Origin of the sequence: Psychrobacter sp. UBA6766 (assembly GCF_002453355.1) — a bacterium.
Lineage (GTDB): Bacteria > Pseudomonadota > Gammaproteobacteria > Pseudomonadales > Moraxellaceae > Psychrobacter.
Genome location: NZ_DKGQ01000004.1, coordinates 143,933 through 165,207 on the forward strand (window position 1 = coordinate 143,933; position 21,275 = coordinate 165,207).

Sequence of the window (21,275 nt, forward strand, 5' to 3'; positions counted from 1 at the left end):
TTCGCTCTCATGGCTGCATGCTAATTGTAAGCTGAACAATGAAGCGAACAATAATTAGATTGCTGTATTTGAAATATCTTGTTACATTCCCTCATTTCTTTTAGATTATTGATACTGTTGGTGTACAACGTTTTAATACTTCAAAGCCTAGTTGATGAATGAATATTTTTTTACTCATACAAATAATAACGGTTTATAAACACGCAAAGTTGCGGCTTAACAAGGATAAAGTTAATGATGTATTTAACGATAGCGGTGCTCTGTAGCGTCGCTGTTTCCGTACTTTTAAAAATATTACGCCAAAAAAACATCGATATTCGCCAAACTATTGTGGCAGGTTATCCGGTGGCGTTTTTGCTGACTTGGGTGTTATTAAACCCAAATGTCAGTAGCATCGGCGAACTTGGCAATGCATGGGGCATTGTCATTGCGCTTGGGGTATTGTTGCCAGCGGTATTTGTCATTCTTGGACGCGCCATTGCTGCGGTCGGAATGGTGGCAACCGATGCTACCCAGCGTTTATCACTTATCATTCCTATCGTGGCTGCTTTTTTATTATTCGGCGAAGTACTGACGGGAACGCGTATATTTGGGCTCGTGTTAGGGTTTTTAGCACTCGGCGCACTGATTTATCGACCGCAACGTGGGTTTATAGATACCCAAGCAAAGCATACCCCGCTTTGGCTATTTGGCGTTTGGGTAGGCTATGGCGTGATTGATATTTTATTTAAACAAGTTGCCAAGCAAGGCGCAGCGTTTCCTTTGACTTTATTGGTGACCTTTGGTCTGGCAGGATTGCTATTACTCGTTTATTTACTCGTTACGCGCATACGCTGGCAAGGTAAAGCGCTTAGCGCAGGATTGTTGCTTGGCGCACTCAATATGGGTAATATTTATGCTTATGTGCGTGCCCATCAAGTATTGTCTGAATCGCCAAGTATCGTCTTTACGGGTATGAACGTCGGCGTGATTGCGGTGGCAACTTTGATAGGAGTGGGCGTGTTTAAAGAGCGACTTAACCGGGTCAATATCGTCGGTTTATTATTAGCGATTGGCTGTGTGGTAGTATTGTTTTTGCTTTAATCTGACCACTTTTAATTGCGTAAAATTTTAACTTATCAGCAATAGGCACGCGCTATGTCCTATGATAAGGTAACTTATAATCAGGCCCATATTAGGAGGGCTGATTGACTTATTATAATAACGTTTGTCCCTTATTAATTAGGATAGGATACCCATTCAATGGAATACGAAAAACAACTACAGCGTATAAAAAATGGTTCAGGATTCATCGCCGCTCTTGATCAAAGTGGTGGAAGCACGCCAAAAGCGTTAGAAAACTATGGCGTTAGCGGCGATGCTTATGATAATGATGAAGCGATGTTTGACCTGGTACATGAAATGCGCGCTCGCATCATGACGTGCGACTGCTTTGATAATGAGCGTGTGCTTGGCGCAATTTTATTTGAAGATACCATGGAGCGTGAGGTTAATGGTAAACCGACGGCTAATTACCTGTGGGAAGACAAAAGTGTCGTCCCATTTTTAAAGGTAGATAAAGGGTTGGCTGAGCAAATGAGCGGTGTTCAAGTTATGCGTCCGATGCCAAATCTTAGCTTATTATTAGACAAGGCAAAAAACTATCCCATATTTGGCACTAAAATGCGCTCAGTCATTTATGAGCCAAATGTTGATGGCATCGAGCTGGTCGTTCAGCAACAGTTTGACGTGGCTAAGCAGATTCTCTCCGAAGGTTTTATGCCCATCGTTGAGCCAGAAGTGGATATAAACAGTAGCAAAAAACATGACTGCGAAATCATCCTTAAAACCAGTATTCTGCACAACCTTGAGTATTTAGACGATGATCATCAAGTGATGCTAAAACTGACTTTACCGGAAGAGTCAGGATTTTATCAAGAGCTTATCGACCATCCAAAAGTGCTAAAAGTAGTGGCGCTATCTGGCGGTTACAGTCGTCATGATGCCTGCGAAAAGCTAAAACAAAACCCAGGAATGATTGCTAGTTTTTCACGCGCCTTTACCGAAGGATTAAGCAAGCAACAAAGTGATGAAGAGTTTGCTAATACCATTAATACTTCTATTAAAGAAATCTATGAGGCTTCAAGGGTTTAATCTATTATAAAGATAAAACAGTTTGAAATAAAAAGCGCTACTAATGAGTAGCGCTTTTTTATAAATTAAGAATTAACGTTAATTACTTAAACTTCCTTATATAACTGACGTCCCTCATTATGGTATTTTTCAGTCATTTCTGCCATACCTCGCTCAATCTCAAATGCACTCATAGCTTCTGCGCCTAGGCCTTCTGTGGCATCTAGCCCTTTGGCGTATTCACGCACGTTTTGGGTGATTTTCATCGAGCAAAATTTCGGTCCACACATCGAGCAAAAATGCGCGGACTTGTGGGCGTCTTTTGGCAACGTTTCGTCATGATATTCACGCGCCGTATCAGGGTCAAGCGCCAGATTGAACTGATCATCCCAGCGGAACTCAAATCGCGCTTTAGATAGAGCATTATCACGCGCTTGCGCCCCCGGATGACCTTTGGCAAGATCGGCAGCGTGGGCCGCGATTTTATAAGTAATGATGCCGTCTTTGACATCTTTTTTATTGGGCAATCCGAGATGTTCTTTTGGCGTGACATAGCAGAGCATGGCGGTGCCAAACCAGCCGATCATTGCGGCGCCAATCGCACTAGTAATGTGGTCATAACCGGGCGCGATATCAGTCGTTAATGGACCCAAGGTATAAAAAGGCGCATCGCTACATAGCTCAAGTTGTAAGTCCATATTTTCTTTAATACGGTTCATTGCGACATGACCAGGGCCTTCAATCATCACCTGAACATCGTGTTTCCAAGCGACTTGCGTCAGCTCGCCAAGCGTCCGCAGCTCGCCAAATTGCGCTTCATCATTGGCATCTTGCAAACAGCCCGGACGTAAGCCATCGCCTAAGCTAAACGCTACATCGTACTGCTTCATAATCTCGCAAATATCTTCAAAATGGGTATATAAAAAGCTTTCTTGATGATGGGCCAAACACCACTGCGCCATAATAGAGCCACCGCGTGAGACGATACCGGTTAAGCGATTGGCAGTTAACGGTACATAACGCAAAAGTACGCCCGCATGAATGGTAAAGTAATCGACGCCTTGCTCGGCTTGCTCGATCAAAGTATCGCGAAAAATTTCCCAAGTGAGGTCTTCTGCGACACCATCGACTTTTTCAAGTGCCTGATAAATCGGTACCGTACCGATTGGGACTGGTGAGTTACGAATCAGCCATTCGCGTGTTTCATGGATATGATTTCCCGTTGATAAATCCATAATAGTATCGGCGCCCCAACGCGTTGCCCACGTCATTTTCGACACTTCTTCATCGATAGAAGAGCCGAGCGCTGAGTTACCAATATTGGCATTGATTTTCACTAAAAAATTACGGCCAATAATCATTGGCTCAGACTCAGGGTGATTGACGTTATTGGGAATGATGGCGCGACCAGCAGCAACTTCATCACGGACAAATTCAGGGGTGATGATTTTTGGTGTATGGGCACCAAAGCTTTCGCCGTCATGCTGGCGCATATCGGTCAGTTCGTGTTGTTTTTGCGTCTCACGAATAGCGATGTATTCCATCTCAGGCGTGATAATACCGCGGCGCGCGTAGTGCATTTGCGTGACATTCTTTCCTGCTAAAGCGCGACGTGGTTTATCGATATGCGCAAATCTTAAATTAGCGGTACTGATATCGCGGGCGCGTGCTTGCCCATATGAGCTTGATAAACCGCTTAATTGCTCAGTATCACCGCGCTCAGCTATCCAACCTTCGCGTAGTTTTGGCAAACCTTTGGTTAAGTCGATGTCGATATTGGGATCGGTATAAACACCTGAGGTGTCATAGACATAAAACGGTGGATTTTGTTCCCACTCGGCCTCGCTTACCCCTTGGACGGGGGTAGAGTCAAGGGTGATCTCGCGCATTGGTACTTGGATATCGGGGCGTGAGCCTTCGATATAGACTTTTTTAGAAGCGGGTAAGATACGGTGTAAGTCGCGGGCGTCTTCTTCAAAACGCGCATCATTTGCCGTACGATGGGCAGGCGTTTTTAGGGCGTCGGCTTTTTTGTCAGAAGCTTTGGCAATAGGAGTTGAAGTATTTTGTGTGAGGTTCATATGCTGTCCTAGCGTGTTGGTTTTTGAATAAAAGCAACACCGCCAGTAGCTGCGGGGCAAGACAATGCAAGATAGACAAATTCAATCATCAAATAAGGGCTTTGTTAATTCAAATTAAATTTATACTTAATCTAAGGCCGTTGTTAAATGATTAGTAGGCGCCGCTTTTTATTGCTTGCCTTATGGCCGCGTAAAAACGCTAGCACATAGGATAATGGCAATAATAAAAAGGCATTTCTGCGCGCCCTTTGTATATAGAACATAATCTTAAGACTTCCCTGCGTCGGTACTAACCGCATCAGGTTCGGCGGGTGATCTCTCAGCGAATGTATGAAATAGCTTATAAACTAAGCTTGTCATACACCGCACCCCGAGTCTGTCAGTGTTGTAAATCAGTCTTATACTAACAAACTATGAGGATGATGCCTAGTCATTTGCTGTTTGTTAGTTGAGATGCAATCTTGCTATTTTTAAGTGGATTACTGTCTTTTTAGGATGTGTCCTCATTTTAAAAATGGTGATAAAAATGAGATGAATTGCAGCCAAACAAGGAAAATAGTGCCGTTAATATCGGGATATTACCCAGCTATTTAACGAAGTTTGGCAAAGTTTAGCCATTTTTAGCCCATTTAGATGTCCATCGATTGAATTGAGGACACGCCCTAATCAATGAAAGTTTTTTTAATTAATAAAAGTCATTATCTGCATTATTTTTCTGGCGTCCAGCCTTGTGCCCGCTCGTAATCTTCGTTGTCTAAGAATTTATCACGCTGTTCGGTTAAGAATTTTTTGGCTTCAGGATCCATCATGCTGAGATGGTTTTCGTTAATTAGCATGGTCTGCTGCTCAAGCCACTCTTTCCATGCTTTATCAGAGACAGTTTCCTGAAGCTCTTGACCTTTTTTATTAGGAAATGGCGGATGCGGCATTTTTGGCAATTCTTGCTTATATTTGCGGCAAAACACGGTGTTGGCTTGTGGGTTAAAGGTCTCAGTCATGAGATACTCCTGATGCATTATATTAGGTAAATGATTCAATCAAATATTGGTATCTATCTATAATAACGGTCTTAGAAGATTTAGCAAAGACTATCCAGTGTAGAGAAGGTAACAACAAAGCTATCCAGTGATGGCGAGCATTAGTGATAGCAAAAAAACACCCGCACAATGGCGGGCGTCAGTATAGTCAGTATAGTCAGTATAAAAGAACCGTTTTAAAAGAAAAGCTTTATTGTTGGCTTAACCTTTAAGCAAAAGCTTTTAGGCGCGCACGTCCATTAATAACCGCTTGTTTCACCTGATTTGGCGCAGTACCACCTAAGTGATCACGTGCTGCTAATGAGCCTTCTAGCGTTAGATAGTCAAAGACATCGTCACCAATGGCGTCGCTAAACTGCTGAAGCTGGGCTAAAGACAAGTCGCTTAAATCAACGCCCTCTTTAATGCCCAAAGCGACGGCATTACCAACCACTTCATGGGCGTCACGGAAAGCAACACCGCGGCGAACCAAGTAGTCTGCCAAATCAGTCGCCGTCGCATAGCCTTTCATGGTTGCAGCGCGCATATTTTCTTTATTTGGCGTGATATTCGGCAGCATATCGGCAAAGGCAAGTAGTGACCCTGTTAAGGTATCGACGCAATCAAATAGCGGCTCTTTGTCTTCTTGGTTGTCTTTGTTATAGGCAAGCGGTTGGCTTTTCATCAGGCTAAGCAGCGTCATCAATTGCCCAAATACCCGCGCTGCTTTACCGCGAACCAATTCTGGAACATCGGGATTTTTCTTTTGCGGCATAATCGATGAGCCAGTACAAAAACGGTCAGGAATCTGAACGAAGTTAAATTGTGCGGACATCCACAGGATAATCTCTTCGCTCATGCGTGACATATGCATCATTAAAATAGAAGCGGCTGAAGTAAACTCAATGGCAAAGTCACGATCTGATACCGCATCGAGTGAGTTCTGGCAAATACCGTCAAAACCTAGTAATTTGGCCGTAATGGTACGATCAATTGGGAAGGTTGTTCCTGCAAGGGCGGCGCTACCAAGTGGCATCTGATTGATACGGCGGCGTGCATCGACAAGGCGTTCGGTATCGCGGTATAACATCTCAAACCATGCCATCACGTGATGACCAAAGCTTACTGGCTGTGCCGTTTGTAAGTGAGTAAAGCCCGGCATAATGGTCTCGGTATGCTGTTCAGCCAAATCTAGCAACCCACTTTGTAATCGAACTAGTAGCGCGATGATATTATCGGTCTCTTCACGCAACCATAACCGAATATCGGTGGCAACCTGGTCGTTGCGGCTACGACCAGTATGGAGCTTTTTACCGACTGCGCCGACGATATCTGTCAATCGTGATTCAACGTTCATGTGCACGTCTTCAAGCGCAATCGACCATTTAAACTCTCCTGCTTCAATTTCACGTAACACTTGCTGTAAACCATCAATAATAATGGCAACGTCATCAGCATTTAAGATGCCGCATTCTTTAAGCATGGTCGCGTGCGCAATCGAGCCTTGAATGTCGTGACGAGCAAAGCGCTGATCAAAGCCGACAGAGGCAGTAAAGGCGGCGACAAAACTGTCCGTTGCTTCACTAAAGCGGCCCCCCCACATTTGCTGACCTTGACCACTTGCAGCAGTTTGCGGCACAGCAGTGTTGGTTACGGAGGCATTTATGCTAGAATCAGAAGTAGATGCATTTTTATTTGAATCGGGATGATTACTATTTGAAGAGTTGGCGTTCATATCGGTACAAGACAAGTCAAGAGAATAAGAACTCAAGTATAGCAAATGATGAGGTTGCCTTACTAGCGGAGCGCTTAGAGTTTTTTATACCCAAGCTCATGGAAGTCATGAAACCTTGGCAGTGGCTGTTAGTCATCTTTTTTTGGACTTTGTTTATCGCTATTATTGATCGTCATACGGTACCAAATGGCTCACAGTTTGTGATTAAGTTTGTTGCTAGATTTATTCAAATCACGCTTGCCCTTCTTCCCTCTTTTTATTTAATTGACTATTTACGTCCGGTGTTAAAACGATTGCGTGTTGCTTCTGCCAGTATGTACGTGGTGCTGATTATCACCACCAATACGGCCATATCGGTGACGCTTATTTTGCTGATTTTGTTAAACTTTGGCTGGTTTAATCAAAGCTTTGATTTTCTCGTTGCTGCAGTTGTTTTTCATACCTTGATCACCGCCGGGTTTACTATAGCCGCTTTGCTGTTCTTTTTACGACGATATCGCGAGTTGAATGCGCTCAAACAATTGTTTGAGCATAAGTTGAGTGCTCAAAATGATGTGCTAAAAGCTCGCCTTGCGCCGCACTTCTTTTTTAATACCATCAATACTTTAATGTCACTGATTGAATCTGAGCCCGCCCGCGCTGCCGTTTTATTGCAGCACGTTTCAGCGTTGTTCCGTGCCAGTTTTGATGGCGCACGTGAGATCAGCTTTGAAGAAGAAATTGCTCTGTGTGAGCATTATTTAGCGATTGAATCCATCCGCTTGGCAGATAAATTAGTAGTAAGCTGGCAGCTACCTAAAGAAGACGTCATGTATGACATGGTGATTACTGCTTTAACCTTACAAAGTGTGATTGAAAAAATGTTGCTCAATGTCATTAAAATGACCACTGACACCATTCAAATCGATATTAAAGTCACGTGGTTACAGCACCGCGTTGAGATTGCTATTAGTGTGCAGTTGCCTAAAAGAACCTTGATGATTAACCATGATTTGCGCCAGCATATGAATTTTTATATTCAAGCAGAGCGCTTGCGTGCGTATTTTGGTCAAAGTGCCAATATTCAAAGCAGTGTGATGAATAAACAAATTCTTACCAATATTAGCTATCCACTACCAGATGTCAGTTTATAATTCTTCCTTCTTAAAACGTTTGCCCTAGTTGTTAGTCATCAGCCATTAATTGCAAACCATCAACCGTGGCATGTTTATTGCACCGTTTAGTGGGTTACTGATTGCTAAAACATTTAAACGTTAGAGTTGGATTAGTAACTTGCAGAAGTGAAACGGTAGGTTTATAACTTAAGTAGGAAGCCGCGTTTTTGCTAAGGGATGATTTTTAAATGTTGATAAGCTGTTAATACTTTAAGAGACTTCTAAGTATGCACTTATAAAGGAGCTTGCATGCGGATTGTAGTTTGTGATGATGAGCCCTTAGCTCGTGAGCGTTTGGTTAGAATAGTCAAGGAGTCAGGTCATGAGGTGGTTGCCCAAGCAAAAACGGGCGTAGAAGCCATTATTGCCGTAAAATCTGAGCAGCCAGACATTATACTGCTCGATATTCGTATGCCCGAAATGGATGGCGTGGAGTGTGCGCAAGAACTTGCGAAGCTGAACCATCCACCCGCCATTATATTTGTCACAGCGTATGATCATTATGCGATAGCGGCGCTCAAAGCCAATGCCATCGGTTATCTATTAAAACCCGCAAATAAAGATGAGTTACTAGAAGCGCTAGAAAAAGCCACCAATTTAAATGCCGCGCAATTAAACGAGATTCGTAAGCTTGAGAACCCAACTGCTCGTCCCGTGCGCGAACATATTGTGGCGCGTACCCATCGCGGTGTTGAGCTAATTGAACTCAAAGATATCTACTATTTTACTGCCGATCAAAAGTACGTCAAAGTACGCCATAAAGACGGTATCGTTCTTATTGATGATACTCTAAAAGAGCTTGAGCAAGAATTTGAAGGTAAATTGTTTCGTGTTCATCGCAATGCTATTATTAATATCAAATATTTAGACTTTTTAGAAACCTTAGAGGCCGGGCAGTTTCAACTCCATTTCAAAGGCATTGATGAGACGTTAGCGGTCAGCCGCCGTCATCTACCATCACTACGTGAGAAGATTCAAAGCATGTAACTGTAGAAGCGTTTGGTTTTAAAACTAGAGAGCGCTAAAAGTGTTAAGCAGCGAGCGCTGTAATCTGCTGAAATAATCATGCCATATCATCAACCCCTTATTTATGCTTAAATAGGGGTATTTTTTTGCATGATTCATCTTTAAAAATCGTTTTTAGCATCCATGTTGAATGACACATTCTTGAATAATACATTCGCATTATTGTAAAGATACTGAATCTGACATTGTTGAGCACTGACATTCTAGTATCGAACTTATTGAGGCCTTTTATGAGCACTATGCAGCAACCTGCTTTGACTACCTTAAATATCGCCACTCGCCAAAGCCCACTGGCGTTATGGCAAGCTGAGCATATTCGTGATCGCCTACTAGCACTATATCCTGAGATGACCATTAACCTACTAAAAATTGTCACCAAAGGCGATAAGATTTTGGATACGCCGCTAGCGAAAATTGGCGGAAAAGGTTTGTTCGTCAAAGAGCTTGAGCAAGCCTTATATGATAAGCAGGCCGATATTGCGGTGCATTCTTTAAAAGACGTGCCGATGGAGTTGCCAAAAGGTTTGACACTGGGCGTTTATTGTAAACGGGCCTCGCCAACCGATGCTTTTGTATCAAACACTTATCACAATATTGATGAGTTGCCTCAAGGGGCGGTGGTCGGTACGGCAAGCTTGCGTCGTCAATGTCAAATCAAAGCCTATCGTCCAGATTTGCAAATCAAAACTCTGCGCGGCAATGTTGGAACGCGCTTAGGGAAGCTCGATGCTGGTGAGTATGATGCCATTATTTTAGCGACCAGTGGTTTGCAGCGAATCGAGCTTGACGAGCGGATTCGTAGTGAGTTGGATATTGATATTTGCTTGCCAGCAGTTGGTCAAGGCGCTTTAGCGATTGAATGCCGCGAAGGCGATGAGGCAGTTTTAAAACTGCTGGCGCCGTTAAATGATGACAAAGCCCGTATCCGACTTATCGCTGAGCGCGCGCTAAATCGTCATTTACAAGGCGGTTGCCAAGTACCGATTGCCGCTTATGCGGTATTGCAAATGGCTGATACAAACAACGACAATAACAGCGAAAACGGCAATAACGATGCAGGTAATACCTTATGGTTACGCGGCCGCGTTGGTCAAGAAGATGGTAGCGAGCTGCTCAAAGCTGATAAAAGCTTGACCTTAACGGGCAGCCAAGCTGAACAAGAAGCCCAAGCCAATAAGCTGGGCATTGAAGTCGCTGAGATGCTACTAAAAATTGGTGCGGGTGATATTTTATCAGCGATTTATCAGTCTAAATGATGTCTAAGGTTAAATAGTCCTTAAATTAGATAACTCTTAAACTACATCATAGTTAAATAGCGCTATCCATTTACTCATAAAGTTGCTGAAATGACTTTATGAGTAAGCTCACTTTTTAAGCCTTTTGTCACGGTATGCTTATGTCTTGGTCCTCATCTAAGTCCACTACTTCAACTCAGCCTATTGGTCAGCCATCTTTGCCGCAAGTCATCATCAATACGCGTCCAGTCGAGCGTGCCGCACCGCTGACGCAGCATTTGCAAGCGGCTGGGATGTCAGTGATTGATATGCCAATGTTGACATTAGAAGCGTGTCCCACAACTGAGCAAGACATGACCTTAATGCGACAATGGCTTGCCGGTGACTATCAGGCGCTCGTTATCGTCAGCCCAACAGCAGCTGCTTCAGGATTGGCCGTTTGGCAAAAGCTTGAGCAGGAGCGACAAATTCAAAAGTCTGATGGAAATGATAAGGCACAAAATAGTCCGAATTTTAAACATTTAAAAGCACCAAGCCACTTAATTGCAGTTGGTGAAGCGACTGCGGCGGTGTTAAATGACGCTAAATTGGATGCAAAAAGCTATCGAGTATTGCAGCCTTTAATTGCCAATAACGAAGGTATGCTCGCCATGCCTGAAATTGAAAGTTTAAAAGCAGGCGATAAAATGTTGGTATGGCGCGGGCTTGGTGGACGACGATTATTGGTCAATACGCTGCAAGCACGCGGTGTGCATATCGATAGCATTGCTTGGTATGAACGTAAGATGCCTAGCGATGCTATGGCGCGATATGAGAAATGGAAAGCTGAGTTTCTCGCGCAAAAATCTGAGCAGCAAACAACATCTGGATCCCAGCCAAAACCTGTCGTGATTGTCAGTAGTGGCACGGCTTTTGAGCATTGGCAAGCGATCGTTAGTGCTGTGGCAGAACAGAAGGTAGAGTCAAGTTTAAATATGGACAAGCCCGCCAGTCTAACGCTAAAGCTCACCGATTTTGCTTATGTGGTGTTAGGCGAGCGCTTAGCCAATATGGTTGCAGAGCAAGATTTAAGCTATTGGCGAGTGGAAGATTTAGCACCGGGAACGATTCTTGCAGCAATCCATTCGCCAATAGTAGGTTAGATTTAAAAAGAACGCTTAATTTTCTTAATCCATTTATTTTATATTTGCTTAAAACCATCTATCACCAACGGTGCTGCCTTATGACCATGAATTCTGAATCGTTACCTAAGGAACCTTCTGCCACTCAGCAGCGCCGGCAAGCAAACATGTTTTTGATACGATTGCAGTGGCTCGTGATATTGCTACTTATTGCCGTTTTACTTTGGTTTTTTATCAATCAGCAGCGTTTTGAGCGTAATGTGAATGAGCGTTTGCAAAGTAATGAGCAAGTCGTTAGCCGCCTAAACGAGATGGACGATCGTATCTTTGCGATGAGTCAGCAGACGTTACCAGAGCCTCGCACTGCTGCTAGTAGTCAAGCTCAAAACCAGCTCGATTTGTTACGGATTCAAATACAAGCCGCTGATAGATTATTAGCAGGCAATAATGACAGTGCTGCGATTAACTTGTTACGTGGTCTGCATTGGCAACTGTCTCAGAGCAGTAATGAGATTGCACCAGCGCTCACTGTTGTGATTAAGCAAAGCTTGATGAAAGATATTGAACGCTTACAAGCAAGAAGCTCACAGCCCAGCCCATGGCAGCTACAAAACTTAGCCATTCAAAATATCCAAGAGTTTTTGCACCGTTATGAGCGTTCAACCACTACGGTTGATCAAACGAATACCAGTAATAATATAAACCTAACGCGCAGACAGCTTACGATTCACGAAGTCATTATGACATTAAATTTGGCGAGCCAAGCCAGTAACATGCGTGAAAAAGATCAGCTGATCGGCTATCTACGTCAAGCACGCAATCAGCTTCAGACGTTATCCTCATCAGAATTGCAAACATCTGCCTCACAAGAAACTGCAGCAAAAGAATCTACCTCAAAGGTCTTTGCGAAAAATAAAACGCCTCAAGCAGAGAATACACCAAACGCTCATAAAAATAACATTCAAACCAAATCCTCTCCTAATAACATTGCAGAAGTTATCGATTGGTTAGATCAACTGATTGCCAATGCACCAAAACCAACGCCACTACTAACCACACAAATCTTGGACAAGCCTAAGCGCTGATGGTGATGGTTGTTAAAATTTGATGAAGATAAAAATAAGAGAAATACAGTGATGAATAGTTTTGATCAAAATATAGATTTAAGTAGTGCTAACTCAGACAGTGATCGCCCTAGAGAATTGGCGCATTATCCTGTTATTCATCAGCAGCCGATACATTGGGGTGAGATGGATGCTTTTAACCATTTAAATAATGTGGTTTATTATCGTTATGCCGAATCGGCACGGATTGGCTACTTGCAGGTACTAGGCATGTTTGATGGCAGTATGGTGACCGTATTGGCGCAGTCAAGCTGCCAATATTTGCGTCCTGTCACTTATCCTGACACCTTGTTATTAGGCGTGCGCTGCCAGCGCTTGGGGAATACCAGTATCGTGATGGAATATAGCTATTATAGCTGCGCCCAAAAAACGATTGTTGCGACCGCTGATGCTGTAATCGTCCGTTTAGATTGTGATGGAAAGGATAAATTACCGTGGACTACTGAGGAGCGTGAGCGTTTGTTGGCATTAGAAGCAAAATTCGGTCATACCCCCAAATTTTAGAGACTTAGCTCATTTAGTAAGTTATAAACGCTAATCAAATCATGATAGTAAATAGTAGCGATAAATAAACCATTTATAAAAGACAAATAAAAAAGGCACGCTCAATAATATTAGCGTGCCTTTTTTATTTTGCTATTTGTTGTCGCCGCTGGCTTTTATTCTTGTTTAGGAGCGTGAACGAAGTCAACGACGTTTAAATCAAAACCTGACAACGCATAAAACTTCATTGGTGAGGATAATAGTCGCATATCACGAACACCTAAATGGCGTAAGATCTGCGCGCCAACTCCAATGCTACGATAAGGCTGCTGGGCAATGGTTGACATTGACTGATTTTCAGCAGCTTTATCAAGTGCATCCCCCAAGTCAATCGGCTGATGGTTGCCAATCCAAACCAGCACACCGCGCTCTGAGTTGTTTATCTCCTCTAACGCTGAACGTACACTCCAGCCACTACGGCCAGTGGTGTCATTTTTAGCGGCAAATAAGTCGCGTAATGGATGAAAGCCGTGGACACGAACGGTACTAACGCCTTCACTCACATCGCCTTTTACCAAAGCCAAATGAGTCTCATCAGCACCAAACTCGCGGAAGCGATGCAGGGTAAAGGTGCCATATTCGGTCTCAAACGGATGAGATTCAACTTCTTCAACTGTTTGTTCATTGGCGATGCGGTAGTTAATCAGGTCGGCAATCGTTCCGATTTTAATATCATGTTCTTTCGCAAATATCTCTAAATCATCACGGCGGGCCATCGTCCCATCAGCATTAATAATTTCAACGATAACCGCTGCTGGCTCCAACCCTGCTAGTCGCGCCAAATCACAACCGGCTTCGGTATGACCGGCACGGTGAAGGACGCCACCATTTTGTGCCATAATTGGAAAAATGTGCCCAGGTTGGACGATATCTTCTGGTTTCGCTGAAGACGAAACCGCTGCTTGAATGGTACGAGCGCGGTCGGCAGCAGAAATACCCGTGGTCACGCCTTCAGCCGCTTCAATAGAAACGGTAAAGTTGGTGCTAAATTTTGCTTCATTGCGGTCTGACATTAATGGCAATGCCAGCTGCTGGCAACGTGCTTCTGATAATGTTAAACATACCAAACCGCGGGCATGGGTAATCATAAAGTTAATATCATCAGGGCGCACATGGGTCGCTGCCATAATAATATCGCCTTCGTTTTCGCGATCTTCATCATCCATTAAGATGACCATTTTACCAGCACGAATGTCTTCGATAATCTCAGGAATCGTATTTAAACTCATAGGAAGTCTCAATATTTTATTATTTATAGATGGGTTTGATTAAGAATATAAGTAGTTATCTGTCTATTGTAGCAGAGCGCCTAAAGCACTATTGTGGTAAAGCAAGGCATGCCTTGATAAGAACCATATAAATAAAAGCAATGTGCTATAAAAACATTCCGCTTAATTGGTTTGTATATATCATTATGAGGCCATTTTAACGCTTTTCGCCGCCGCTTGCTGCGTCATCTTGATAATATGTTAATGAATAGCTCAAAAATAGGGATGAGTATAATCAATGATACGGATGGAATTATCGTTATTCATTACTGGCGGCTTGGTTCTTTAACCAGTTCATAAACTGCTTGCTGTGTTGCTCACGCTGATTGTCAGCAAATTCATAAAAACTTGTTCCGATTAAATTATCTGGCAAATAACTTTGGGGGTAATAATGATTAGGATAATTGTGCGGATAAACATAACCTTCGCCGTAGCCTTGATTGCGCATCAATTTGGTCACGCCATTGCGCAAGTGGAGCGGCACGGGTGAGGCGTCTTTTTCTGCCAGCGCCATAGCAGCATTAATGGCTTTATAAGTACTATTACTTTTGGCGCTAGTCGCCAGATATACCACCACTTGTCCCAATATAATACGTGCTTCTGGCATGCCGATAGATTGTACGCTACGCAGCGCAGCATCTGCAAGAAGTAGCGCGTTGGGATTGGCATTGCCGATATCTTCACTGGCCAAAATCACCAATCGCCTCGCAATAAAATCAGCAGGCTCTCCACCAACTAGCATGCGTGCCATCCAATAAAGCGCCGCATCTGGGTCTGAGCCGCGAACGGACTTTATCATGGCAGAGATAATATCATAATGCTGCTCGCCATCTTTATCGTAGCGCACTAAAGCAGTTTGGGCCACGCGGGCAACCAATTCATCATCAATGATTAACGGAGACTGGTTGGAATCGGCCGTTTGAATGGCAAGCTCTAATAAATTGAGTGCTTTTCTGGCATCGCCGTGAGCCAATTGACTGATCGTATCTTGCGCTTGCAAATCAACTGTCAGGTTTTTAAGAATAGTATCTTCTGAGAGGGCACGCTGCAATACAGCACTGATTTGATCAGACGTTAGTGGTTCCAAACGGTAAACTTGGCAACGTGATAACAGCGCGTTATTAACACTGAACGACGGGTTTTCAGTCGTTGCGCCAATTAACGTAATATCGCCAGACTCTACCGCGCCAAGTAACGCATCTTGCTGGGCTTTATTAAAGCGATGAATCTCATCGATAAATACTACGGGGGATTCAAAACTTAATGAATCCTTGGTTTCTAAAACCTCACGTAATTGCTTAACGCCCGTATTCAATGCGGATAGCGCATGAAACGGACGTCCAACCGCATCAGCCAATAGCATCGCAATAGTTGTTTTGCCGATGCCCGCTTCACCATGCAAAATAATCGACGGCAGGTGTCCTTGCTCGACCAAGCGCCGTAAAGGCGCGCCTGCTGCTAACAGATGTTCTTGACCAATAATAGCGTCGAGCGTCGTCGGGCGTATACGCTGAGCAAGGGGAGTATCGGCATGAAAATTGGGCGGCATAAAAATCTCTATTATCAATTAAACGGCTGTTTTTTATATTGACCTAATTGTAGCTAGGCTAACGCAGATTTACGTTAATAAAAGTCAGCCAAGTGTACAGCTTATGTCTTAAACGCTTTGTTTTGCGCGATTTTGACCTTATTAATGGTTTATTCATTATGATGAATCATCAAAGATAAAACGAGTAACAAATACGAGGTAAGACATTCATGCTGTCGCCATCCACTTTCAAGCGTTTATTTAAGCGTACCATATCTTTTAAAGGCAACCAGCAGCGTTCTCGTCAGCTGACTGATGGAGAGGTAACGCTCGTGCGTTCCGTATTCGGCGATAGTATCGAGCTTGATACGGTTCAACTTAAAACCGCCTGCTGGGTGCTAAAAAATTATGCCGTTAGTCCCAATGGCAATATTTATTTTCATCCCGCAGACTGGATCACAGATTTTAGCCAATCATCACTAAGTAAGCAAAGCTGGCTTATTCACGAATTAACCCACGTTTGGCAATTGCAGCAAGGACTTAAAGTCGTTCGCGGCGCTATTGTTAATCGCCGCTATGCTTATGTGCTTGAAGCTGGCAAGCCGTTTTTTAACTACGGTATCGAACAGCAGGCTAGAATGGTACAAGATTACTTTGTCAGCCGTCATCATGGCCGCGATTGTCGCGATTTTGAAGCTTGTATTCCTTTTCTAACCGCCCAAACGCTCGAAAATACTAGCAACAGCGACCGCATATCTAAAGTTTGATCTTTCTTTTCTCATTTAATATTTATATGATGGATTAGCCTTTCTATAATAATAAAAAGTCGCTAAATACCTATATTAAATAAAATAGTAGCAGACTCAGCATATAAGCGAATTGCTTTTAATAAGGATATGAACTCAGATGTTTAAAATTTTATCAGTAAAACCTGACATTGATACTCATCATTGCTCTATCAATAAAGGCAAAATTCGCCCGCAGCAAGTTTCTACATTGCTTACGGCCGCCTTGACTGGCATATTATTGTTAAGTGGTTGTCAGCAACAAGCCATAGAAGAACCTGAACCTAAGACCAGTCAAACCAAGGAGCAAACCAGTACAGAAGACAGTCAGCCGATGCGGAGAAGTGATTCTGCTGCTGCTAGCATAGAACAGTTTCAGCCTTTATATATTGCTCAAGCGCAAGGGTTGCAGCAGCGCTTACAAGCAGAATATGAGTCGCTACAGGCGGCAGATGCGTCAGACAGCGGCAACGATTTACTGCCTGATAGCTCTGGTAGTAAGGTTGGCACTTCCGAAAATCATAGTGAGGCGAGCAGCCAAGCGACTAATAATAATTCAGCGACTAATAGTAGCTCGTCTAGCGCAGCGGTAAATAATCCACAATTGGCGAAAGTGCCCAAGCCGACAGATACTGATGATAAATCTGATGTCGCTAGCAACTCTAGCAATGTCAATGAAAATGACAACGCTACGGATACCGATATTAATATCAGTACGGAAGTTGGCGAACGCGATTTAACCGTGCTTAAACGAATCAGTCTTGAGCCGCGTAAGCCTGTGGTGTTGACAGAAGAGCAGTTGATAGAGCGCTATCAGCAAGCGATGGAAGCGCTTTATCAGCCGGTTACTACGCCGCTTAGTGCTGAAAATGTTGATACCTTGATTAATATAGCAACATTGGTGCCGCAGTTATTTGAGCATTCAGAAATTGCAGGCAGACTCAGTGCAAAAAGCCCAGCGCTGGCGCGTTTGATTATTCAACATCAAGTTTGGGAGCAGATAGAAGCCCAACAAGTACTCGATATGCAGAAAATGAAAATCGATCAACAGCAAGAGTTCGAAAGACTGATGGCCAAATTTAATGAAACCATTCAAGGCTATGATGAACAAATTGCCAAATATGAGCAGACGTTAAAAGAATTCCAATAAAGTGTGATTCGTCATTACTTTATGAAATCTAAACCATAAAAAATCCCGCTACGTTAGCGGGATTTTTATATATGCTGCTAATAACAGCTTACTATTTGCGGTCTTCAACTTTAACGAACTCACGTTTCGTTTCACCAGTATATAACTGACGTGGACGACCGATTTTGAACGGTGCGCTGTGCATCTCTAGCCAATGGCTGATCCAACCAGAAGTACGTGCTAGAGAGAAAATAACGGTAAACATTGACGTTGGGATACCGATAGCTTTTAAGATAATGCCAGAGTAGAAATCAACGTTTGGATACAAGTTACGCTCAACGAAGTACGGGTCTTCTAGAGCAATTTTCTCAAGTTCCATCGCAAGCTCAAGCTTAGGATCGTTAATGCCCAATGCAGCCAATACTTCGTCACAAGTTTCTTTCATGACTTGTGCGCGTGGGTCGAAGTTTTTGTAAACACGGTGACCAAAGCCCATCAGTTTTACTTCGCGGCTTTTCACTTTTTCCATGAATTCAGGGACGTTTTCTACAGAACCGATTTCATCTAACATCTCAAGAACGGCTTCGTTGGCGCCGCCATGTGATGGTCCCCAAAGGGCAGCGATACCTGCTGCGATACAAGCGTAAGGGTTGGCACCAGTAGAACCCGCTAGACGTACAGTAGACGTTGACGCGTTTTGTTCGTGGTCAGCGTGTAAGGTAAAGATTTTGTCCATCGCGCGGGTGATGACGTCGTTTGGCTCATAGTCTACATCAGCAGGGGTGGCAAACATCATGTATAAGAAGTTTTCTGCGTAATTAAAATCATTACGTGGATACATGAACGGTTCGCCTTGTGAGTACTTATAACTCATTGCCGCAAGCGTTGGCATTTTAGCAATTAGGCGAATAGCAGTGATTTCACGATGTGCTTCATTGCTCACGTCTAAGTTGTCATGATAAAACGCTGATAATGCACCAACGACACCAACCATAATCGCCATTGGATGCGCGTCACGGCGGAAACCTTCAAAGAATTTACGTAATTGGTCATGAACGCCCATGTGTTTACGGACTTTTTCATAGAAATCTGCTTTTTGCTCAGCATTTGGCAGATCACCATGAATCAGTGCATAAGCCACTTCTAAATATTCAGCATTGTTTGCTAACTGATCGATAGGGTAACCACGGTGTAATAGCTCACCTTTACCACCATCAATATAAGTAATCTTAGATTCAACAGGAGCCGTTACTTTGAAACCAGGGTCATAAGACCAAAAACCTGAATCTTGTAGAGCAGCAACATCGATAACTGGACGCCCTAAAGTACCCTCAATAATAGGAAATTCGTATTCTTCACCGTTTACGCTTAGTTTGGCATTGTTGTCAGCCATAAATTGCTCTCCATTGTTCTTTAAATTGTTGGAATAAAAATATATCGACGCATATATATTCTCGCGTCATCATTGGTCAAACAGTCAAAATAAATTTAACCCATTTAATATGCAGGCTATATTAGCAGTTATTACGTAGGTTTTGAAAAGACTTTTAGCAGTAATGTCTGTAATAACGATGCTTTAGTTATGCCAAGCGACTGTAAACTTTGTATCAAAATATGTCTATTTCGTAATTTTGCTCTAAGCGTCGGCCTTACTATCAACGTAATGATTCTCATTAACAGTATAATAATAAAGAATTTATAGAGAGATAAGCGGATTTAGTACTTAAAGCAATGTACTATGTCACAGACAGAGTAAGAGTAACCGACAAATTGATTTGGGTTTGTGATTGATTTTGAATGATCAATACTAATAAGTTTCTATTACCAATAGCTAACTTTTTGTTAAATAATCTCCAATAACCACTATTTAGGGGATAAATTTGTAATTAGGACGCAGTCATTTTATAATTAGAGAGATTTAACTGGCACTAGCTTTGCGCAAATGGATAGGTCGCTCTAATGAAGTCACTATTAAAGCCTAGCTTTACTCATACTTTGTTATGATCGACTGTTCGGTTTATAGACCAAAATCTAGCTTATCGTTTGAATATTCTTGTTAACTGTTCTATTTTTAAATAGTCAACAGTGAAGTTTGCGTTAATGAAAAATGATCATTTACAGATGACCCTATGGCGTTATCTTTTTTGTTGATGGAAGCCCGTAAAAATAGAATAGTTAATCGATTTATCCCATGCTATGTACTTCATGCTGCGCCTTTATTGTCATAAAGTGCGTGGAAGACTTTATAGAAAGGGGTGATCATTTCAACGAGCTATATGGAAAGTCTATAACTTTATAAATGGAAACTGTCTAAATAGCAACTCAATAAATAGTCGCTATCGTCCTAGTCTTCATAAATAGAATCCATCTAAACATCGAATGAGTGAGACTTTGTCTGCCTTTTCTATTTAGCGCAAATTACATGACGTCAGCTAGCCCTTCCTTACTTTATTCATCTCGTGTGTTGCTTGACGCTTAACAATATTTTTATAAATAGTACTGATATAAAGCGTTGATAGCCGATACAGGAGTATAACCGCAAAAAGGATGCCCGCTGTGAAAAGCAACCGACCTATTAATCTACCCTTAAGCCAAGTGTTGAGCGTAAATAGCTCACCGATTGCAATTGCTTCAATTTTGCATCGCATCTCTGGCGTTGTTTTGTTTCTACTTATTCCTGTCATGCTGTGGTTATTACAAAATTCTCTAGCGTCGCCTGAGAGTTTTGAAACCGTGTTTGACAATATCTTTGTTCGCTTTTTAGCGTGGATTTTCGTCGCCGCCATTGCTTATCACTTTGTGATGGGCGTCAAGCATTTATTTGCTGATAATGGTCAACACGAAGAGCTGAAATCAGCACGCATGGTGTCTGTTGTCAGCTTAGTGATTGCAGCGATTTTAATTGTCGCGTCATTTGTATGGGTGATGTTCTAATGATAAAAAATGATTCAGGAATCAAAAGCGCCACTGGTCTGACAGGGTCAGGCACACGAGATTGGATGGTTCAGCGTATCAGTGCGGTGATTTTAGCCGTTTATAGTGTGGTGATGCTGGGCTTCTTTTTAACGCATGGTGATGTGAGCTTCGTTGAATGGTCTGATTTTATGACCAGTTTGCCGATGCGTCTGTTTAGCTTAGTGGCCATTTTGGCCTTAGCTGGTCACGCGTGGGTTGGTATGTGGACAGTATTTACTGACTATATTACCTCAGGCAAGATGGGTGAAAGCGCGCCCAAACTGCGTTTAGTGCTACAAACATTGATGATTATCGCTATTTTAGTCTTCCTATTTTGGGGCATCATGATTTTTTGGGGTAACGGCTTCGGTGTTGTTGCTGTTTAACCATTTGTCATACCTATAGATATTTATTCATCTGGTATTTATAAGCTTAGTATTACAAGCTGAATATCATGAATAAT

At 42.8% G+C, this 21,275-nt stretch carries 18 protein-coding genes and 1 riboswitch; of the genes, 12 read left to right on the forward strand and 6 right to left on the reverse strand.

The window, feature by feature from the left end:
* Nucleotides 1-234: 234 nt before the first annotated feature.
* The gene (locus B4K26_RS00925; RefSeq protein ID WP_296243009.1) at nucleotides 235-1,083 is read left to right on the forward strand and encodes an EamA/RhaT family transporter; all 849 of its coding nucleotides are present in this window, start codon (nucleotides 235-237) and stop codon (nucleotides 1,081-1,083) included.
* A 159-nt stretch (nucleotides 1,084-1,242) separates the two neighbouring features.
* The gene (locus tag B4K26_RS00930; protein WP_296243010.1) at nucleotides 1,243-2,133 is read left to right on the forward strand and encodes a fructose bisphosphate aldolase; all 891 of its coding nucleotides are present in this window, start codon (nucleotides 1,243-1,245) and stop codon (nucleotides 2,131-2,133) included.
* 86 nt (nucleotides 2,134-2,219) lie between these two features.
* On the opposite strand, the gene thiC is transcribed toward B4K26_RS00930, so the two are convergent.
* From thiC to argH, 3 genes are all read right to left on the reverse strand, one after another.
* Entirely contained in the window at nucleotides 2,220-4,193 is a 1,974-nt protein-coding gene (gene thiC, locus B4K26_RS00935) for a phosphomethylpyrimidine synthase ThiC (RefSeq protein WP_296243011.1), read from the reverse strand.
* 258 nt (nucleotides 4,194-4,451) lie between these two features.
* Nucleotides 4,452-4,576: riboswitch (TPP riboswitch) on the reverse strand.
* Between the two features lie 324 nt (nucleotides 4,577-4,900).
* Nucleotides 4,901-5,191, reverse strand: a complete 291-nt coding sequence (locus B4K26_RS00940; protein ID WP_296243012.1) for an oxidative damage protection protein — start codon at nucleotides 5,189-5,191, stop codon at nucleotides 4,901-4,903.
* Between the two features lie 247 nt (nucleotides 5,192-5,438).
* Nucleotides 5,439-6,812 (reverse strand): argininosuccinate lyase, encoded by a 1,374-nt coding sequence (gene argH / locus B4K26_RS00945; RefSeq protein WP_296243118.1) that lies wholly within the window; start codon nucleotides 6,810-6,812, stop codon nucleotides 5,439-5,441.
* Between the two features lie 239 nt (nucleotides 6,813-7,051).
* Here argH and B4K26_RS00950 point away from each other — a divergent pair, with 239 nt between their 5' ends.
* The 6 genes from B4K26_RS00950 (at nucleotide 7,052) to B4K26_RS00975 (ending at nucleotide 13,108) form a co-directional block, all read left to right on the forward strand.
* Complete coding sequence (locus B4K26_RS00950; RefSeq protein ID WP_296243013.1) at nucleotides 7,052-8,077, forward strand: histidine kinase; 1,026 nt, start codon at nucleotides 7,052-7,054, stop codon at nucleotides 8,075-8,077.
* Nucleotides 8,078-8,347: 270 nt separating this feature from the next.
* A complete protein-coding gene (locus tag B4K26_RS00955) occupies nucleotides 8,348-9,085 on the forward strand; it encodes a LytR/AlgR family response regulator transcription factor (protein WP_296243014.1) in 738 nt (245 codons plus the stop codon).
* A gap of 269 nt (nucleotides 9,086-9,354) precedes the next feature.
* Complete coding sequence (gene hemC / locus B4K26_RS00960) at nucleotides 9,355-10,380, forward strand: hydroxymethylbilane synthase (RefSeq protein ID WP_296243015.1); 1,026 nt, start codon at nucleotides 9,355-9,357, stop codon at nucleotides 10,378-10,380.
* 140 nt (nucleotides 10,381-10,520) lie between these two features.
* The gene (locus B4K26_RS00965) at nucleotides 10,521-11,501 is read left to right on the forward strand and encodes a uroporphyrinogen-III synthase (RefSeq protein ID WP_296243016.1); all 981 of its coding nucleotides are present in this window, start codon (nucleotides 10,521-10,523) and stop codon (nucleotides 11,499-11,501) included.
* Between the two features lie 80 nt (nucleotides 11,502-11,581).
* A complete protein-coding gene (locus tag B4K26_RS00970; RefSeq protein WP_296243017.1) occupies nucleotides 11,582-12,565 on the forward strand; it encodes a hypothetical protein in 984 nt (327 codons plus the stop codon).
* Nucleotides 12,566-12,616: 51 nt separating this feature from the next.
* The gene (locus B4K26_RS00975) at nucleotides 12,617-13,108 is read left to right on the forward strand and encodes an acyl-CoA thioesterase (protein ID WP_296243018.1); all 492 of its coding nucleotides are present in this window, start codon (nucleotides 12,617-12,619) and stop codon (nucleotides 13,106-13,108) included.
* A 155-nt stretch (nucleotides 13,109-13,263) separates the two neighbouring features.
* Here B4K26_RS00975 and ribBA read toward each other — a convergent pair whose 3' ends face one another.
* On the reverse strand, nucleotides 13,264-14,376 hold the full coding sequence (gene ribBA, locus B4K26_RS00980) for a bifunctional 3,4-dihydroxy-2-butanone-4-phosphate synthase/GTP cyclohydrolase II (protein ID WP_296243019.1): 1,113 nt from the start codon (nucleotides 14,374-14,376) through the stop codon (nucleotides 13,264-13,266).
* Between the two features lie 298 nt (nucleotides 14,377-14,674).
* Nucleotides 14,675-15,964 carry a replication-associated recombination protein A gene (locus tag B4K26_RS00985; RefSeq protein ID WP_296243020.1) on the reverse strand — a complete coding sequence of 430 codons (1,290 nt, stop codon included), beginning with the start codon at nucleotides 15,962-15,964 and terminating at the stop codon, nucleotides 14,675-14,677.
* 212 nt (nucleotides 15,965-16,176) lie between these two features.
* Here B4K26_RS00985 and B4K26_RS00990 point away from each other — a divergent pair, with 212 nt between their 5' ends.
* Entirely contained in the window at nucleotides 16,177-16,710 is a 534-nt protein-coding gene (locus B4K26_RS00990) for a type IV secretion protein Rhs (RefSeq protein ID WP_409521344.1), read from the forward strand.
* A 139-nt stretch (nucleotides 16,711-16,849) separates the two neighbouring features.
* Entirely contained in the window at nucleotides 16,850-17,878 is a 1,029-nt protein-coding gene (locus tag B4K26_RS00995) for a hypothetical protein (RefSeq protein WP_296243022.1), read from the forward strand.
* A 91-nt stretch (nucleotides 17,879-17,969) separates the two neighbouring features.
* Here B4K26_RS00995 and gltA read toward each other — a convergent pair whose 3' ends face one another.
* Nucleotides 17,970-19,250, reverse strand: a complete 1,281-nt coding sequence (gene gltA / locus B4K26_RS01000; RefSeq protein WP_296243023.1) for a citrate synthase — start codon at nucleotides 19,248-19,250, stop codon at nucleotides 17,970-17,972.
* A gap of 1,154 nt (nucleotides 19,251-20,404) precedes the next feature.
* Between gltA and sdhC the strand changes: the two genes are divergently transcribed.
* Both sdhC and sdhD read left to right on the forward strand, forming a co-directional pair.
* Nucleotides 20,405-20,791, forward strand: coding sequence for a succinate dehydrogenase, cytochrome b556 subunit (sdhC, locus tag B4K26_RS01005; RefSeq protein ID WP_296243024.1), 387 nt, complete (start codon nucleotides 20,405-20,407; stop codon nucleotides 20,789-20,791).
* 2 nt (nucleotides 20,792-20,793) lie between these two features.
* Entirely contained in the window at nucleotides 20,794-21,198 is a 405-nt protein-coding gene (gene sdhD / locus B4K26_RS01010) for a succinate dehydrogenase, hydrophobic membrane anchor protein (RefSeq protein ID WP_296243119.1), read from the forward strand.
* Nucleotides 21,199-21,275: the final 77 nt, after the last annotated feature.

Coding starts and splice junctions, on each gene's coding strand:
- B4K26_RS00925 (WP_296243009.1), top strand. CDS start 235: ATGATGTATTTAACGATAGCGGTGCTCTGTAGCGTCGCTGTTTCCGTA.
- B4K26_RS00930 (WP_296243010.1), top strand. CDS start 1,243: ATGGAATACGAAAAACAACTACAGCGTATAAAAAATGGTTCAGGATTC.
- thiC (WP_296243011.1), bottom strand. CDS start 4,193: ATGAACCTCACACAAAATACTTCAACTCCTATTGCCAAAGCTTCTGAC.
- B4K26_RS00940 (WP_296243012.1), bottom strand. CDS start 5,191: ATGACTGAGACCTTTAACCCACAAGCCAACACCGTGTTTTGCCGCAAA.
- argH (WP_296243118.1), bottom strand. CDS start 6,812: ATGTGGGGGGGCCGCTTTAGTGAAGCAACGGACAGTTTTGTCGCCGCC.
- B4K26_RS00950 (WP_296243013.1), top strand. CDS start 7,052: ATGAAACCTTGGCAGTGGCTGTTAGTCATCTTTTTTTGGACTTTGTTT.
- B4K26_RS00955 (WP_296243014.1), top strand. CDS start 8,348: ATGCGGATTGTAGTTTGTGATGATGAGCCCTTAGCTCGTGAGCGTTTG.
- hemC (WP_296243015.1), top strand. CDS start 9,355: ATGAGCACTATGCAGCAACCTGCTTTGACTACCTTAAATATCGCCACT.
- B4K26_RS00965 (WP_296243016.1), top strand. CDS start 10,521: ATGTCTTGGTCCTCATCTAAGTCCACTACTTCAACTCAGCCTATTGGT.
- B4K26_RS00970 (WP_296243017.1), top strand. CDS start 11,582: ATGACCATGAATTCTGAATCGTTACCTAAGGAACCTTCTGCCACTCAG.
- B4K26_RS00975 (WP_296243018.1), top strand. CDS start 12,617: ATGAATAGTTTTGATCAAAATATAGATTTAAGTAGTGCTAACTCAGAC.
- ribBA (WP_296243019.1), bottom strand. CDS start 14,376: ATGAGTTTAAATACGATTCCTGAGATTATCGAAGACATTCGTGCTGGT.
- B4K26_RS00985 (WP_296243020.1), bottom strand. CDS start 15,964: ATGCCGCCCAATTTTCATGCCGATACTCCCCTTGCTCAGCGTATACGC.
- B4K26_RS00995 (WP_296243022.1), top strand. CDS start 16,850: ATGTTTAAAATTTTATCAGTAAAACCTGACATTGATACTCATCATTGC.
- gltA (WP_296243023.1), bottom strand. CDS start 19,250: ATGGCTGACAACAATGCCAAACTAAGCGTAAACGGTGAAGAATACGAA.
- sdhC (WP_296243024.1), top strand. CDS start 20,405: ATGCCCGCTGTGAAAAGCAACCGACCTATTAATCTACCCTTAAGCCAA.